The sequence below is a fragment of the Streptomyces sp. NPDC002671 genome (assembly GCF_053592475.1).
The window spans coordinates 383,104-399,467 of record NZ_JBSFVU010000004.1 but is presented as its reverse complement, the minus strand read 5'-3'; the positions used below and the strand labels follow the sequence as shown (position 1 = coordinate 399,467).

At 70.3% G+C, this 16,364-nt stretch carries 11 protein-coding genes; 7 read left to right on the top strand and 4 right to left on the bottom strand.

Annotated features, from left to right (window positions below):
- The first annotated feature begins 28 nt into the window (after positions 1-28).
- From ACWD35_RS08650 to ACWD35_RS08640, 3 genes are all read left to right on the top strand, one after another.
- Entirely contained in the window at positions 29-883 is an 855-nt protein-coding gene (locus tag ACWD35_RS08650; RefSeq protein ID WP_451350413.1) for a ComF family protein, read from the top strand.
- A 308-nt stretch (positions 884-1,191) separates the two neighbouring features.
- Positions 1,192-1,884 carry a ribosome hibernation-promoting factor, HPF/YfiA family gene (gene hpf, locus ACWD35_RS08645; RefSeq protein WP_451350412.1) on the top strand — a complete coding sequence of 231 codons (693 nt, stop codon included), beginning with the start codon at positions 1,192-1,194 and terminating at the stop codon, positions 1,882-1,884.
- Between the two features lie 203 nt (positions 1,885-2,087).
- The gene (locus ACWD35_RS08640) at positions 2,088-2,834 is read left to right on the top strand and encodes a response regulator (RefSeq protein WP_451350411.1); all 747 of its coding nucleotides are present in this window, start codon (positions 2,088-2,090) and stop codon (positions 2,832-2,834) included.
- Here ACWD35_RS08640 and ACWD35_RS08635 read toward each other — a convergent pair.
- Positions 2,831-4,033, bottom strand: a complete 1,203-nt coding sequence (locus tag ACWD35_RS08635) for a winged helix-turn-helix domain-containing protein (protein ID WP_451350410.1) — start codon at positions 4,031-4,033, stop codon at positions 2,831-2,833. The genes ACWD35_RS08640 and ACWD35_RS08635 overlap by 4 nt on opposite strands.
- Positions 4,034-4,130: 97 nt before the next feature.
- Complete coding sequence (locus tag ACWD35_RS08630) at positions 4,131-4,700, bottom strand: GNAT family N-acetyltransferase (RefSeq protein ID WP_451350409.1); 570 nt, start codon at positions 4,698-4,700, stop codon at positions 4,131-4,133.
- A gap of 251 nt (positions 4,701-4,951) precedes the next feature.
- Between ACWD35_RS08630 and secA the strand changes: the two genes are divergently transcribed.
- The gene (secA, locus tag ACWD35_RS08625) at positions 4,952-7,768 is read left to right on the top strand and encodes a preprotein translocase subunit SecA (protein ID WP_451350408.1); all 2,817 of its coding nucleotides are present in this window, start codon (positions 4,952-4,954) and stop codon (positions 7,766-7,768) included.
- A 103-nt stretch (positions 7,769-7,871) separates the two neighbouring features.
- Here the strand turns inward: secA and ACWD35_RS08620 are convergent, their stop codons facing one another.
- The gene (locus ACWD35_RS08620) at positions 7,872-8,447 is read right to left on the bottom strand and encodes an Rv3235 family protein (protein WP_451350437.1); all 576 of its coding nucleotides are present in this window, start codon (positions 8,445-8,447) and stop codon (positions 7,872-7,874) included.
- 384 nt (positions 8,448-8,831) lie between these two features.
- On the opposite strand from ACWD35_RS08620, the gene ACWD35_RS08615 reads away from it, so the two are divergent.
- Together ACWD35_RS08615 and ACWD35_RS08610 are read left to right on the top strand one after the other, a co-directional pair.
- On the top strand, positions 8,832-9,344 hold the full coding sequence (locus ACWD35_RS08615; protein WP_451350407.1) for a DUF6912 family protein: 513 nt from the start codon (positions 8,832-8,834) through the stop codon (positions 9,342-9,344).
- Between the two features lie 58 nt (positions 9,345-9,402).
- Entirely contained in the window at positions 9,403-10,071 is a 669-nt protein-coding gene (locus ACWD35_RS08610) for an HAD family hydrolase (RefSeq protein WP_451350406.1), read from the top strand.
- A gap of 15 nt (positions 10,072-10,086) precedes the next feature.
- Here the strand turns inward: ACWD35_RS08610 and ACWD35_RS08605 are convergent, their stop codons facing one another.
- The gene (locus ACWD35_RS08605; protein ID WP_451350405.1) at positions 10,087-10,653 is read right to left on the bottom strand and encodes a DJ-1/PfpI family protein; all 567 of its coding nucleotides are present in this window, start codon (positions 10,651-10,653) and stop codon (positions 10,087-10,089) included.
- Between the two features lie 611 nt (positions 10,654-11,264).
- On the opposite strand from ACWD35_RS08605, the gene ACWD35_RS08600 reads away from it, so the two are divergent.
- A complete protein-coding gene (locus ACWD35_RS08600) occupies positions 11,265-16,238 on the top strand; it encodes an NAD-glutamate dehydrogenase (RefSeq protein WP_451350404.1) in 4,974 nt (1,657 codons plus the stop codon).
- Positions 16,239-16,364: the final 126 nt, after the last annotated feature.

Sequence of the window (16,364 nt, the reverse complement as noted above, 5' to 3'; positions counted from 1 at the left end):
CCTCGGCGCCCTTGGCACAGTGGTGGCCATGCGGGGGTGGTGGCAGGACCTCACCGACCTGGTGCTGCCGACGGACTGCGCGGGCTGCGGGGCACCTCGTACGGTGCTCTGCGCGCGCTGCCGGGGCGTGCTGGGCCAGTGCGTGCCGTGCCGGGTGCGGCCGGTGCCGGAGCCGCCCGGGCTGCCGGTGGTGCACGCGGCTGCACCCTACGAGCGGGAGGTGCGCGAGCTGCTCCTCGCCCACAAGGAGCGGGGCGCGCTGCCGCTCGCGCAAGTCCTGGGCGCGGCTCTGGCGCGGGCCGTACGGGCGGGGCTCGGAGTGGGCGGTGCGCCGGGGGCCGGCGCGGTACTGCTCGTCCCCGTGCCCTCCGCGCGCTGGGCGGTGCGGGCGCGGGGGCACGATCCGGTGCGGCGGACGGCACTCGCGGCCTCCGGTGAGCTGCGGCGCACCGGGACGCCGGCCCGGGTGGCCGCGGTGCTGCGGCAGCGGCGGGCCATGGCGGACCAGGCGGGGCTGGACGCCCGGCGGCGGCTGGAGAACGTCTCGGGCGCGCTGGAGGTGACGGCGGGCGGTGCCCGCTTGCTCGCCGAGGGTCACATCGTGCTCGTCGACGACCTGATCACGACCGGAGCCACCCTCGCGGAGGCGTCACGGGCGGTGCGCGAGGCCGTCTTCGCCCATGCTGGAGGAGTGATGGCTGTGTACTCCGGCGGAACTCGGGAAGGTAGGGAGAAACGAAGGACCGGAACGCGGCCGGAGAGGCAGGAGTGGGTGCATGGTGCACCGGAAAAGGCGTCGAGGAACGCCGTAGGGCCTGCCCTCCATGCGGCCGTGGTCGCCGCGCCCCGGGATTCTTTTGAAATAGGCAGGAACTGGCTCTGAACCTGCATCGTTGCAGGTAGTGAGAGGGTCAATTCACCTGAACGGAGGTACGTCGCGGTAGAGGGTGACGACATCCGTCCGGGCGAGATATGTTCGGTTGTGAGGAAAGGCGCAGGCCACACCTCTCATATCCGAATGCCGTGCTGTGGGTTTTCCGCAATCACCCGCAGCGGTGGGGTGGAGATCTCGCCTACGGGGGAGGAGGAGGTGGAAGTCACCGAGTCCGAGGTTCCGGAGCTGACCGGAATCTGGTGCACAAGGGAGATGCTCCGCCGTTGGAGCGGAGCGATCCGGGAACGGAGTTCTGCGTGGACATCGTCGTCAAAGGCCGCAAGACCGAGGTGCCCGAGCGGTTCCGCAAGCACGTGGCCGAGAAGCTGAACCTGGAGAAGATCCAGAAGCTCGATGGCAAGGTGATCAGCCTCGACGTCGAGGTGTCCAAGGAGCCCAACCCCCGACAGGCGGACCGCTGCGACCGAGTGGAGATCACGCTCCGCTCCCGCGGTCCGGTGATCCGGGCGGAGGCAGCGGCCAGCGATCCGTACGCGGCGCTCGACCTGGCGGCGGAGAAGCTGGATGCCCGGCTGCGCAAGCAGCACGACAAGCGTGTTGTGCGCCGCGGCTCGCGACGGATCTCGGCGGCCGAGGTGCCCGACGTCGTTCCGGGTGTGGCGACACTCAACGGCAACGGCATGCCCGTCCACGACGAGGAGACGGGCGGCGTGCCGACCAGGAGGATCGGCTCTCTGGAGGTCACGGGCGAAGGTCCGCTGATCGTCCGCGAGAAGACCCACGTCGCTGCCCCGATGAGCCTTGACCAGGCCCTCTACGAGATGGAACTGGTCGGCCACGACTTCTACCTGTTCGTCGATGCGGAGACGAAGGAACCGAGTGTCGTCTACCGACGGCATGCCTATGACTACGGCGTCATCCACCTCAGCACCGACCCGATGGTCACCAATGCGCCGTCTCCCGGGATGGGAGGCACGCTGGGCGGCTGACCCACCCGGCCGAAGCTGAGCCGGTGCCCCTGGAGCGCGTGTGCGCCCCCAGGGGCACCGGCGTGCGACCAGTTCGCGCCCCGCTCGTCACCACGGTGTCGTCCGGGCATGGAATCATGGCCGCACCGGCCCAACAGGTGGGCCGCTGCCTTGGGTTGGCGATGGCACAGGACCACACGCCACAGCCTTCAGGGGGAGGAACGATGGCGGACACCTTCGGACCGATGCGGGACGTGGGCACCGGCGACGAGGGCATCGGCACGGCCCCGGACGCGGGCTCTTCACGCGAGGAGCCGATCAGGGTCCTGGTCGTGGACGACCATGCCCTCTTCCGCCGTGGCCTGGAGATCGTGCTCGCCGCCGAGGAGGACATCCAGGTCGTGGGCGAGGCGGGCGACGGCGCCGAGGCCGTCGACAAGGCCGCCGACCTGCTGCCCGACATCGTGCTGATGGACGTGCGCATGCCCAAGCGGGGCGGGATCGAGGCCTGCACCTCCATCAAGGAGGTCGCCCCCAGCGCGAAGATCATCATGCTGACGATCAGCGACGAGGAGGCCGACCTCTACGACGCGATCAAGGCGGGGGCGACGGGATACCTCCTCAAGGAGATCTCCACGGACGAGGTGGCCACCGCCATTCGTGCCGTGGCCGACGGGCAGTCGCAGATCAGCCCGTCCATGGCGTCGAAACTCCTCACCGAGTTCAAGTCGATGATCCAGCGCACCGACGAACGCCGGCTGGTGCCCGCACCCCGGCTGACCGACCGTGAGCTGGAGGTCCTCAAGCTCGTCGCCACGGGCATGAACAACCGGGACATCGCCAAGGAACTGTTCATCTCCGAGAACACCGTGAAGAACCACGTCCGCAACATCCTGGAGAAGCTGCAGCTGCACTCCAGGATGGAAGCCGTGGTCTACGCGATGCGGGAGAAGATCCTGGAGATCCGCTAGCCGAGGACGCGGGCCAGCTCGGCGGCCAGGGGCTCGCGGAGTTCGGGGGCGTCCACGCGCTCGACGCGGACGTCCGTGCAGTTCACCCAGGTCGCGGCCTCGATCAGGGCCTGGGCGATCGCCGGGACCGCCTTCGGGTCCTCCAGGGTGACCTGCTTGGCCACCAGGGTGCGGCCCTCCCGCGCCGGGTCGACCCGGCCCACCAGACGGCCGCCCGCCAGCACCGGCATCGCGAAGTAGCCGTACACCCGCTTCTGCTTGGGCACGTACGCCTCCAGACGGTGGGTGAAGCCGAAGATCCGCTCCGTGCGCGCCCGCTCCCAGATCAGCGAGTCGAACGGGGACAGCAGCGTGGTGCGGTGCCGGCCGCGCGGGGGAGCGGCCAACGCCGCCGGGTCGGCCCAGGCCGGCCTGCCCCAGCCCTCGACCTCGACCGGGACCAGCCCGGAGTCCGCGAGCACCGCGTCGACCTGCTCGCCCTTGAGTCGGTGGTAGTCGGCGATGTCCGCGCGCGTGCCGACGCCCAGGGACTCGCCGGCCAGCCGGACCAGACGGCGCAGGCACTCGGTGTCGTCCAGCTCGTCGTGCAGCAGCGCGTCCGGGATCGCGCGCTCGGCGAGGTCGTACACCCGCTTCCAGCCGCGCCGCTCCACGCACACCACCTCGCCGTACATCAGCGCGCGCTCCACGGCGACCTTGGTGCCGGACCAGTCCCACCAGTCGTCGGTCTTCTTCGCGCCACCCAACTCCGTGGCCGTCAGCGGGCCTTCGGCGTGCAGCTGCTTGACGACCTGCTCGTAGGCGCCGTCGGGGAGCGGGTGGTTCCAGTGCGGGCGGTTGCGGTAGGCGCGGCGGCGGAAGGCGAAGTGCGGCCACTCCTCGATCGGGAGGATCGAGGCCGCGTGCGACCAGTACTCGAAGGCGTGGCGTTCCGCCGAAGCCGCGCCCTCGGCCGGAGCGCCCCAGTACGCGGCCTCGACGGTCCTGCGGCCGACCGCGCCGAGCCGGGCGTAGGGGATCAGCTCGTGGGAGCGGGCGAGGACCGAGATCGTGTCGAGCTGGACCGCGCCGAGGTGGCGCAGGACCCCGCGGACACCCGAGCGCCGGTCGGGCGCGCCGAGGAAACCCTGGGCCCGCAGGGCGATGCGGCGGGCTTCGTCGGCGGAGAGGGTGAGGCTGGGGCGCGGCAGGCTCGTCATGGCTCGGACGATAGAGGCCGGCACTGACAGTCCGGCGCGACCTGCGGTTTTGCCCGAGCAGCTGATCTGCCGGCCGATCCGCGCGGGCCCGCGTGGCCTACCCGCGCGCGGGCAGGTAGGGCGCCGACGACGGCAGGCCCAGGTCCGAGGGGAGCAGGGAACCCACCCAGCAGTCCCGTCGTACGCCCTTGTTGTTGACCCCGGAGCGCAGCGTGCCCTCCATCGTGAAGCCCGCGCGTTCGGCGACCGCGCGGGAGGACTGGTTGCCGACCTCGGCGCGCCACTCCAGGCGGTCGACGGACATCCGCGTGAAGGCCCAGTGGGCCGCGACACGCACCGCCTCGGTGACATAGCCGTGGCCGCGGTGCTCCTTCGCCGCCCAGAAACCGACCTCGCCCACACTCAGGGAGCGCATCGTGATGGCCAGCATGCCCGCGAGATCGCCGCCCGCCAGGAACACGCCGAACGTGAACATCGAACCGTCCGCCCATCCGCCGGGGACCGTCTCCTCGGTGAAGCCGCGCGCGTGCTCCGGCAGATAGGGCGAGGGGATCGTGGTCCAGCGCTGGATGTCCGGGTCCTGGACGGCCGTGTACACCGCCTCGGTGTCGTCGGGGCCGACGGTACGCAGCAGCAGTCGGCCGGTGGTGAGCGTGACGGGTTCCATCGGCCGATTCTGCTAGGGCGGCCTGCCCGGCGCCACCGCTTTTGGCCCTGCGTGAGCACGTGATGACATTTCGCGCAATTCCTCGCGCCGATGCGGCACTATCCAACGGGGCCGTCCGTTGTCCTAGGTGAAGCGGCCGTCGCGACGCCAGGCCTCCCGGCGCGGCGGGGTCCTCGCATACGATGGCCGTTGCTCAGTACGTAATGGAAAACCGACCGTCCCAGGCCCGACCGGCAAGGAGACCAGCCCCCGTGTCCGTCCTCTCGAAGATCATGCGTGCAGGCGAAGGCAAAATCCTGCGCAAGCTGCACCGCATCGCGGACCAGGTCAACTCCATCGAAGAGGACTTCGTCGACCTCTCCGACGCCGAGCTGCGGGCCCTCACCGATGAGTACAAGCAGCGCTACGCCGACGGTGAGAGCCTGGACGACCTGCTCCCCGAGGCCTTCGCCACCGTCCGCGAGGCCGCTAAGCGCGTCCTCGGCCAGCGTCACTACGACGTGCAGATGATGGGCGGTGCCGCGCTCCACCTCGGCTACGTGGCCGAGATGAAGACCGGTGAGGGCAAGACCCTCGTCGGCACGCTCCCCGCGTATCTGAACGCCCTCTCCGGAGACGGCGTCCACCTCATCACGGTCAACGACTACCTGGCCGAGCGCGACTCCGAGATGATGGGCCGCGTCCACAGGTTCCTCGGCCTGACCGTCGGCTGCATCCTCGCCAACATGACGCCGGCCCAGCGTCGCGAGCAGTACGAGTGCGACATCACCTACGGCACGAACAACGAGTTCGGCTTCGACTACCTCCGCGACAACATGGCGTGGTCCAAGGACGAGCTCGTCCAGCGCGGCCACAACTTCGCCATCGTCGACGAGGTCGACTCCATCCTCGTCGACGAGGCCCGTACGCCGCTGATCATCTCCGGCCCGGCCGACCAGGCCACCAAGTGGTACGGCGACTTCTCCAAGCTGGTCACGCGCCTGAAGAAGGGCGAGGCGGGCAACCCGCTCAAGGGCCTGGAGGAGACCGGCGACTACGACGTCGACGAGAAGAAGCGCACGGTCGCCATCCACGAGGCCGGTGTCTCCAAGGTCGAGGACTGGCTGGGCATCGACAACCTCTACGAGTCGGTGAACACCCCGCTCGTGGGTTACCTGAACAACGCCATCAAGGCCAAGGAACTCTTCAAGAAGGACAAGGACTACGTCGTCATCGACGGCGAGGTCATGATCGTCGACGAGCACACCGGCCGTATTCTCGCCGGCCGCCGCTACAACGAGGGCATGCACCAGGCGATCGAGGCGAAGGAAGGGGTGGACATCAAGGACGAGAACCAGACGCTCGCCACGATCACCCTGCAGAACTTCTTCCGCCTCTACGGCAAGCTCTCCGGCATGACCGGTACGGCGATGACCGAGGCCGCCGAGTTCCACCAGATCTACAAGCTCGGCGTGGTCCCGATCCCGACCAACAAGCCGATGATCCGCAAGGACCAGTCGGACCTCATCTACCGCACCGAGGTCGCCAAGTTCGAGGCGGTCGTCGACGACATCGCCGAGAAGCACGAGAAGGGCCAGCCGATCCTCGTCGGCACCACGTCCGTCGAGAAGTCGGAGTACCTCTCCCAGCAGCTGTCCAAGCGCGGCATCCAGCACGAGGTGCTCAACGCCAAGCACCACGAGCGTGAGGCGTCGATCGTCGCCCAGGCCGGCCGCAGGGGCGCCGTGACCGTGGCCACCAACATGGCCGGCCGTGGTACGGACATCAAGCTCGGCGGCAACCCCGAGGACCTCGCCGAGGCGGAGCTGCGTCAGCGCGGCCTCGACCCCGAGGAGCACATCGAGGAATGGGCGCACGCCCTGCCCGCCGCCCTGGAGAAGGCCGAGCAGGCGGTCAAGGCGGAGAAGGACGAGGTCGAGTCGCTCGGCGGCCTGTACGTGCTGGGCACCGAGCGGCACGAGTCGCGTCGTATCGACAACCAGCTGCGCGGTCGTTCCGGCCGTCAGGGCGACCCCGGCGAGTCCCGCTTCTACCTCTCCCTCGGCGACGACCTGATGCGCCTCTTCAAGGCCCAGATGGTCGAGCGCGTGATGGCCATGGCCAACGTGCCGGACGACGTGCCGATCGAGAACAAGATGGTCACGCGCGCGATCGCGTCCGCGCAGTCGCAGGTCGAGCAGCAGAACTTCGAGACCCGTAAGAACGTCCTGAAGTACGACGAGGTGCTCAACCGGCAGCGCGAGGTCATCTACGGCGAGCGCCGCCGCGTCCTGGAGGGCGAGGACCTGCACGAGCAGGTGCAGCACTTCACGGACGACACGATCGACGCGTACGTCGCCGCGGAGACCGCCGAGGGCTTCCCCGAGGACTGGGACCTGGACCGGCTGTGGGGCGCCTTCAAGCAGCTCTACCCGGTGAAGGTCACCATCGACGAGCTGGAGGAGGCGGCCGGTGACCGGGCCGGTCTGACCGCCGAGTTCCTCTCCGAGTCCATCAAGGACGACATCCGCGAGCAGTACGAGGCCCGCGAGGCGCAGCTCGGCTCCGAGATCATGCGTGAGCTGGAGCGCCGGGTCGTGCTGTCGGTCCTCGACCGCAAGTGGCGCGAGCACCTCTACGAGATGGACTACCTCCAGGAGGGCATCGGCCTGCGCGCGATGGCGCAGAAGGACCCGCTGGTCGAGTACCAGCGCGAGGGCTTCGACATGTTCACCGCGATGATGGACGGCATCAAGGAGGAGTCCGTCGGCTACCTGTTCAACCTGGAGGTCCAGGTCGAGCAGCAGGTCGAGGAGGTCCCGGTCGAGGAGGCGGCCGAGCCGGTGGCGGAGAGCGTCGCGGACGCGGTTCCGGCGCAGGCGGGTTCCCGCCCCGAGATCCGCGCCAAGGGCCTTGAGGCGCCGCAGCGGCGGGGCATGCACTTCTCCGCGGCGACCGTGGACGGTGAGGGCGGCCTCGTCGAGCGCGACCTCGATGACGACGACGAGCCGGTGCGCTCCGAGGCCGACGGCCTCACCCGCGCCGAGCGCCGCCGCCAGGCGAAGGGCGGGCGGCGCCGCAAGAAGTGACGGCTGCCTGCGGCGCGTTGAGCGTCGAGGCTGACCGTTGAGAAGGGCCGGGTCTCCGTTCGGGGGCCCGGCCCTTCCGCGTCAGGGGCGTCCCTGGTCGTCGTCAGTCGTCGTCTCCGTGTGCGGGCCGTGGGCCGCCTGTCTCGACCGCGGTGCAGCGCCAGCGGAGGTCGGGGCCCTGTTCCAGGCGGAAGGCCAGGGCGCGCAGCTGGTCACCGGCGGCGATGCGGGCGAAGGCCTCGATGGCGCCGGTGCGGGGGATGAAGTAGCCGATGTCGTGGACGACGGGGCGCGTGCCGCGCGTGCGCAGGGGGCCGCGCGCGGCGAGGCGGGCGAGGTCGTCGTAGGCGCGGCCCGCCGTGTGCCGGAGCATCCAGTGGACGGGGCGCTGACCGCTCAGGACGGCCAGCAGGCGGTCCGCGAAGAGGTCGGTGGGGCGTGGCTGCCGCACGGCCGCTGCGGGCGCCGTACGGGCCGTCTCCGGCGCCGGGCGTGCGGGGGCGGGGGCCGGTGCCGGGCGTGCGGTCTGCGGTGCCGGTGCCGTCAGGGCTCCGGTCCTGCCCCTGGCCGGGGTGCGGGGCGGGGCGCCGCCGGGGCGGCGGGTGTCGTGGCGGGTCGGCGGACGGCGGCGGGGGCGGGGCTGGGGAGTGCGGCTCATGAGCGGGTTCGTGCGGCTCATGACGCTGTCCGCGCGGCTCGTCGCGTCGTCCGTGCGGCTCATGACCTTGTTCATGCGCTCCCCGTTCGGAGGGCCCGGGACATACCGGGCGGTAACTTGCGGTGGTGCTCTTCTACGGGGGCGGGCGCGGCGGCGGCAAGGAAGGCAGGGCCGACGGGAGAGGGCCGGACACGTTCACCTATCCGAGGGGCGGCGGGGGCGCCGGGCCTTGCGTGGAGCGGCGGGACCGGGTGAGTCACGGGGCGCCGGGTGGACGCCGGCGGGGGCGTGGACAGGGGCTCGAAAGGGGACGGCCGCACGTATCCTGAAGGCCCTCCGGGAGACGCGCCAGCCGCCCTCCCCGGGACCTCAGCGGAGCCTTTGACCAGGAAAGAGCGGCCAGCCATGCGCGTCTACGTCCCCCTGACCCTCCCCGCTCTCGCCGAGGCGTACAAGACGGGTGAGCTGGGGACCGGCCCGTTCACCGCCTACGCCGTCACGCCGGGGCTGCGCGAGTGGTACCTCTCCGACGACATCGAGGAACTGGAGTACGCGGCGCTCAGCCGGGCCGCGCTCGCCTCGCTGCGGCTGCTCGCGGCCGACCCCGGTGCGGCGCGGCGCCGGGTCGTGGTCGCCGTCGACGTGCCCGACGGTGCCGCCACGGCGGACCCGGGCCGCGGGCTCGACCCGTCCGCGCTCGGCGAGGTGACCGTGGCCGGGACGGTGGCGCTCGCGAAGGCGGCGGCGGTGCATGTCGACGCCGACGACGCGGAGGACGACGTGACCGCGGCGGCGCAGGCGCTGGAGGCGGCCGACGGCGGGGACGACGACGCGCAGTTCGTCGTGGACGGGGCCGACGACCATGAGCTGCTGTGGTACGCCACGCAGGAGATCCCGAACCTCGTCGGACTGGCCTGACCTGCGCCGAAGCGGCCGGCCGCCGTGATTGTCAGTGGCGGCGGGTACGGTTTTGGGCATGGGGATGCAGGTAAGCGCGCACATCGTCTGGGACTGGAACGGGACGCTGTTCCACGACAATGACGCGATCATCGGGGCGACGAACGCGGCCTTCGCCGAGCTGGGGCTCGCGCCGATCACGTTGGAGCAGTACCGGGAGCTGTACTGCGTGCCGGTGCCGAAGTTCTACGAGCGGCTGCTCGGGCGGCTGCCGTCGGACGCCGAGTGGGAGCTGATGGACGGGGTCTTCCACCGGTACTACACCGAGCACCGGGTGCGGTGCGGGCTGACCGCGGGGGCGGCGGAGCTGCTTGCGGGGTGGCGGTCGGCGGGGCACAGCCAGTCCCTGCTGAGCATGTACGGCCATGAGGAGCTCGTGCCGCTGGTGCGGGGCTTCGGGATAGAGCCGCACTTTGTGCGGGTCGACGGGCGGACCGGGCCTTCGGGGGGCAGTAAGGCCGAGCACATGGTGCGGCATCTGGAGGCGCTCGGGGACGTGGCGGAGCCCTCGCGGACCGTGGTGATCGGGGACGCGGCGGACGACGCGGTTGCCGCGTTGCATGTGGGGGCCAAGGCTGTGCTCTACACCGGGGGGTCGCACAGCCGGGCGAGTCTGGAGGGTGCTGGGGTGCCGGTGGTGGACACGTTGGCCGAGGCGGTTGCTGAGGCGGGGCGAATAGCGGCGTAGCCGCGGGCGGCTGCCTCAGCTCACCGGCGCCTTCGCCCGCAGTACCGTCAGGAACTCCCGCATCCACCGCGGATGGTCCGGCCAGGCCCGGGCCGAGACCAGCGTGCCGTCGACCACCGTCTCGGTGTCCTCGAAGTGCGCCCCGGAGGTGCGCATGTCGGGTTCCAGAGCGGGGTACGCCGTGACACGGCGACCGCGCAGGGCGTCGGTCGTGGCGGTGATCAGGGGGCCGTGGCAGATCTGGGCGATCGGCTTGTCCGAGGTGGTGAAGGCCTGGAGGATCCGGTGGACCTCGGGGTCGTTGCGCAGGTACTCGGGGGCGCGACCGCCGGGGATGACCAGGGCCGCGTACTCGCCGGGGGCGACCTCGGAGAAGGCCAGGTCGGCCGGCCAGGTGTAGCCGGGCTTCTCGGTGTAGGTGTCGTAGCCGGGCTCGAAGTCGTGGACGACGAAGCGGAGCGTCTTGCGGGAGGGAGCCGCGATGTGGACGTCGTAGCCTTCCTCACGCAGGCGCTGGTACGGATAGAGGACCTCCAGGGACTCGGCTGCGTCGCCGATGACGATGAGGATCTTCGGGGGCATGTCGGCTCCTCCGGGGGCGGACACTGTCCTGGGCAACGTGCCGCCCCGGGGCGTGCTTGCCAAGGGGGCCCGTCGCTTTTCAGGTTGCGTGTGGAGGCGTCCGGGCGCGACCGGGCAGACCGCACAGGTCACCCGTCCCTTCCCGGATACGTCACCCGCCCTCACCTGGATGCTGTGCAGAACGTCAAAGTTCCCCCCTCGGTTTTGTACACATACGGCTCATGACGGGTCCGGGGTAAGTGGCGATAGCCTTGGTGGCGTGATCAGCGCGATAGTTCGCGGGGGCGCTCTCGTCCCTGCCCTGCGCCCGGTGAGCACGGAACGCCTCCGTGACCGGGCGGCGGTCGCTGGTCTTCGCGGGCGGGGTGGGGCCGCAGACGTCCCCAGGACGCCGACGGCAGCCCGGGACACGACGCTGCGACGCGCAGTGCCGTACCGGACAGGGCCCCGGAGGGGCCTGCCGAGAATGGCTGAATACCCCCCGCTCATCTCGCCTCGCGGCATAGCGTCGGATCGGACCGGACATCCCGGGCCGTGGCGTCAGGCCGGAGGGGGAGAGACCGTACTTCCTTCTACGTCACGCAACGGCGCGCGACAGGAGTCAGAGGACAATGCAGACCAAGCTGGACGAAGCCAAGGCCGAGCTGCTCGAACGGGCCGCCCGGGTAGCTGAGAACAGCCCGGCCGGGGGGCACCTACCGACTGGGACCGCGGGCGAGGGCACGCCGGGCACGCCGGGCACCCCTGGTCCGGCGGACAGCGAGTCCGTGCTCGCGTTCCTCCAGCGCTACTACCTGCACACCGCACCGGAAGACCTCAGCGACCGTGACCCGGTCGACGTCTTCGGCGCCGCGGTCTCGCACTACCGTCTCGCCGAGAACCGTCCCCAGGGCACCGCGAACGTCCGGGTCCACACGCCCACCGTGGAGGAGAACGGCTGGACCTCCAGCCACTCCGTGGTCGAGGTCGTCACCGACGACATGCCCTTCCTCGTCGACTCGGTCACCAACGAGCTGACCCGGCAGGGGCGTGGCATCCACGTCGTCATCCACCCGCAGTTCGTCGTCCGCCGCGACGTCACCGGCAAGCTGATCGAGGTCCTGCCGACCCGGCCCGGCGGCGAGCTCCCGCACGACGCGCACATCGAGTCCTGGATCCACGTCGAGACCGACCGCGAGACCGACCGCGCCGACCTGAAGCAGATCACCGCCGATCTGCTGCGCGTGCTGTCCGACGTCCGCGAGGCCGTCGAGGACTGGGAGAAGATGCGGGACGCCTCGATGCGGCTCGCCGACGATCTGGAGAGCGAGCCCGTCCCCGGCGACCTGGCCCGCCCCGAGGTCGAGGAGGCCCGCGAGCTGCTGCGCTGGCTGGCCGCCGACCACTTCACCTTCCTCGGCTACCGCGAGTACCAGCTGCGCGACGACGACACGCTCGCCGCCGTGCCCGGCACCGGCCTCGGCATCCTGCGTTCCGACCCGAAGCACGCCGAGGACGACCAGCACCCGGTCAGCCCCTCCTTCGAGCGGCTCTCGGCCGACGCCCGCGCCAAGGCCCGCGAGCACAAGATGCTCGTGCTGACCAAGGCGAACAGCCGTGCCACCGTGCACCGGCCGTCGTACCTGGACTACATCGGCGTCAAGAAGTTCGACGCGGACGGCAACGTCGTCGGCGAGCGCCGCTTCCTCGGCCTGTTCTCCTCGGCCGCCTACACCGAGTCCGTGCGCCGCGTCCCCGTCATCCGCCGCAAGGTCGACGAGGTGCTGCACCTCGCCGGGTTCTCGCCCAACAGCCACGACGGCCGTGACCTGCTCCAGATCCTGGAGACCTACCCGCGCGACGAGCTGTTCCAGACGCCGGTCGCCGAACTGCAGTCCATCGTCACGAGCGTGCTCTACCTCCAGGAGCGGCGCCGGCTGCGGCTGTACCTGCGCCAGGACGAGTACGGGCGCTACTACTCGGCCCTCGTCTACCTCCCGCGCGACCGCTACACCACCGGCGTCCGGCTGCGGATCATCGACATCCTGAAGGAGGAGCTCGGCGGCATCAGCGTCGACTTCACCGCCTGGAACACCGAGTCGATCCTGTCCCGGCTGCACTTCGTCGTCCGCGTCCCGCCGGGCACCGTGCTGCCCGAGCTGTCGGACTCCGACAGGGACCGCATCGAGGCCCGCCTGGTCGAGGCCGCCCGGTCCTGGGCGGACGGCTTCGCGGAGGCGCTGAACGCCGAGTGCGGCGAGGAGCGCGCCGCCGAGCTGCTGCGCCGCTACAACGGCGGCAACTCCTTCCCCGAGGGCTACAAGGCCGACCACACCCCCCGCGCGGCCGTCGCGGACCTGGTCCACCTGGAGCGGCTCGGCAAGGAGAAGGGCAGCGACTTCGCGCTCAGCCTGTACGAGCCGGTGGGCGCCGCCCCCGCGGAGCGCCGCTTCAAGATCTACCGCAAGGGTGAGGCGGTCTCGCTCTCCGCGGTCCTGCCGGTCCTCAACCGGCTCGGCGTGGAGGTCGTCGACGAGCGGCCGTACGAGCTGCGCTGCGCCGACCGCACCACCGCCTGGATCTACGACTTCGGGCTGCGCCTGCCGAAGGCGCTGGGCGGCGGCAACGGCGACTACCTGGGCGACGACGGCCGCGAGCGGTTCCAGGAGGCGTTCGCCGCGACCTGGACCGGCAAGGCGGAGAACGACGGCTTCAACTCCCTCGTGCTGAGCGCCGGGCTGAACTGGCGGCAGGCGATGGTGCTGCGCGCCTACGCCAAGTACCTGCGGCAGGCCGGCTCGACCTTCTCGCAGGACTACATGGAGGACACCCTCCGTGACAACGTCCACACCACCCGCCTCCTCGTCTCCCTGTTCGAGGCGCGGATGTCCCCGGAGCGGCAGAAGGCCGGGCTCGAGCTGATCGACGCGCTCCTCGAGGAGATCGACGCGGCCCTGGACCAGGTGGCGAGCCTGGACGAGGACCGCATCCTGCGGTCCTTCCTGACCGTCATCAAGGCGACCCTGCGCACGAACTTCTTCCAGGAGGAGCTCGGCGGGCAGCCGCACGACTACGTCTCCATGAAGTTCGACCCGCAGGCCATCCCGGACCTGCCCGCGCCGCGCCCGGCGTACGAGATCTGGGTGTACTCGCCGCGTGTCGAGGGCGTGCACCTGCGCTTCGGCAAGGTCGCGCGCGGTGGTCTGCGCTGGTCCGACCGGCGTGAGGACTTCCGCACCGAGATCCTCGGCCTGGTCAAGGCGCAGATGGTGAAGAACACCGTCATCGTGCCCGTCGGCGCCAAGGGCGGCTTCGTCGCCAAGCAGCTGCCGGACCCGAGCGTGGACCGCGACGCCTGGCTGGCCGAGGGCATCGCCAGCTACAAGACGTTCATCTCGGCGCTGCTCGACATCACCGACAACATGGTCGCCGGCGAGGTCGTCCCGCCGCAGGACGTCGTCCGGCACGACGGGGACGACACCTACCTGGTGGTCGCGGCCGACAAGGGCACGGCGACGTTCTCGGACATCGCCAACGGCGTCGCGCAGTCGTACAACTTCTGGCTCGGCGACGCCTTCGCCTCCGGCGGCTCGGCCGGCTACGACCACAAGGGCATGGGCATCACCGCGCGCGGCGCCTGGGAGTCCGTGAAGCGGCACTTCCGCGAGCTGGGCGTGGACACGCAGACCGAGGACTTCACGGTCGTCGGCATCGGTGACATGTCCGGTGACGTGTTCGGCAACGGCATGCTCCTGTCCGAGCACATCCGCGTCGTCGCCGCCTTCGACCACCGGCACATCTTCATCGACCCGACCCCGGACGCGGCCACCTCCTACGCCGAGCGCCGGCGTCTGTTCGAGCTGCCCCGCTCCAGCTGGGCCGACTACAACACCGAGCTGCTCTCCGCGGGCGGCGGCATCTTCCCGCGCAGCGCCAAGTCGATCCCGGTCAACGCCCACATCCGTGAGGCTCTCGGTATCGAGGGCAAGGTCATGAAGATGACCCCGGCCGACCTGATGAAGGCGATCCTGCACGCGCCGGTCGACCTGCTGTGGAACGGCGGCATCGGTACGTACGTGAAGTCGTCGGCGGAGTCGAACGCCGACGTCGGCGACAAGGCCAACGACGCCATCCGCGTCGACGGCAAGGACCTGCGCGTCAAGGTCGTCGGCGAGGGCGGCAACCTGGGCCTGACCCAGCTCGGCCGCATCGAGTTCGCCACGCACGGCGGCAAGATCAACACCGACGCGATCGACAACAGCGCCGGCGTGGACACCTCCGACCACGAGGTGAACATCAAGATCCTGCTGAACGGCCTGGTCGCGGACGGCGACATGACCGTCAAGCAGCGCAACAAGCTGCTCGCCGAGATGACCGACGAGGTCGGCGCGCTGGTCCTGCGCAACAACTACGCGCAGAACACCGCCCTGGCCAACGCGCTCTTCCAGTCCAAGGACATGCTGCACGCGCAGCAGCGGTTCATCCGTCACATGGTCCGCGAGGGCCACCTGGACCGGGCGCTGGAGTTCCTGCCCACCGACCGCCAGATCCGCGAGCGCCTCTCCCAGGGCCACGGTCTGACCGGTCCGGAGACGGCCGTCCTGCTGGCGTACACGAAGATCACGGTCGCCGAGGAGCTGCTGCACACCTCGCTGCCCGACGACCCGTACCTGCGTGGCCTGCTGCACGCCTACTTCCCGACGGCGCTGCGCGAGCGGTTCGCCGAGCAGGTCGACAACCACCCGCTGCGCCGTGAGATCACCACGACCGTCCTGGTCAACGACACGGTCAACACGGGCGGTACGACGTACCTGCACCGCCTGCGCGAGGAGACCGGGGCCTCCCTGGAGGAAATCGTCCGCGCCCAGACCGCGGCCCGCGTGATCTTCCGCTCGGCACCGGTGTGGGACGCGGTCGAGGAACTGGACAACAAGGTCGACGCGATCGTCCAGACCCGGATCCGGCTGCACTCGCGCCGTCTGGTCGAGCGCGGCACACGCTGGCTGCTGAACAACCGGCCGCAGCCGCTGCAGCTGGCGGAGACCGTCGAGTTCTTCGGCGAGCGGGTCGAGCAGGTCTGGCAGCAGCTGCCGAAGCTGCTGCGCGGCGCGGACCTGGAGTGGTACCAGCACGTGTACGACGAGCTGTCCGCGGCCGGCGTCCCGGACGAACTCGCCACGCGCGTGGCCGGGTTCTCCTCCGCCTTCCCGACGCTCGACATCGTCTCGGTGGCCGACCGCATGGGCAAGGAGCCGCTGGACGTCGCCGAGGTCTACTACGACCTCGCCGACCGGCTCGACATCACCCAGCTGATGGACCGCATCATCGAGCTGCCGCGCGCGGACCGCTGGCAGTCCATGGCCCGCGCCTCCATCCGCGAGGACCTGTTCGCGGCCCACGCGGCGCTCACCGCGGACGTCCTGGCCGTCGGCAACGGCAGCTCGACTCCCGAGCAGCGCTTCGAGGCGTGGGAGGAGAAGAACACGGCGATCCTGGGCCGGGCACGCACCACCCTGGACGAGATCCGCGGTTCGGACTCCTTCGACCTCGCCAACCTCTCGGTGGCGATGCGGACGATGCGGACGCTGCTGCGCACGCATTCGTAGCCGAACGCCGTAGTCGTACGGCAGTGTGAACGCCCCGGGCTGACAGTGATTCGGCCCGGGGCGTTCCGTTTCTTGCCGACCCTTAGACAAAAATGATCAGCGAATTTACCGTTTCCTGCTAATCGG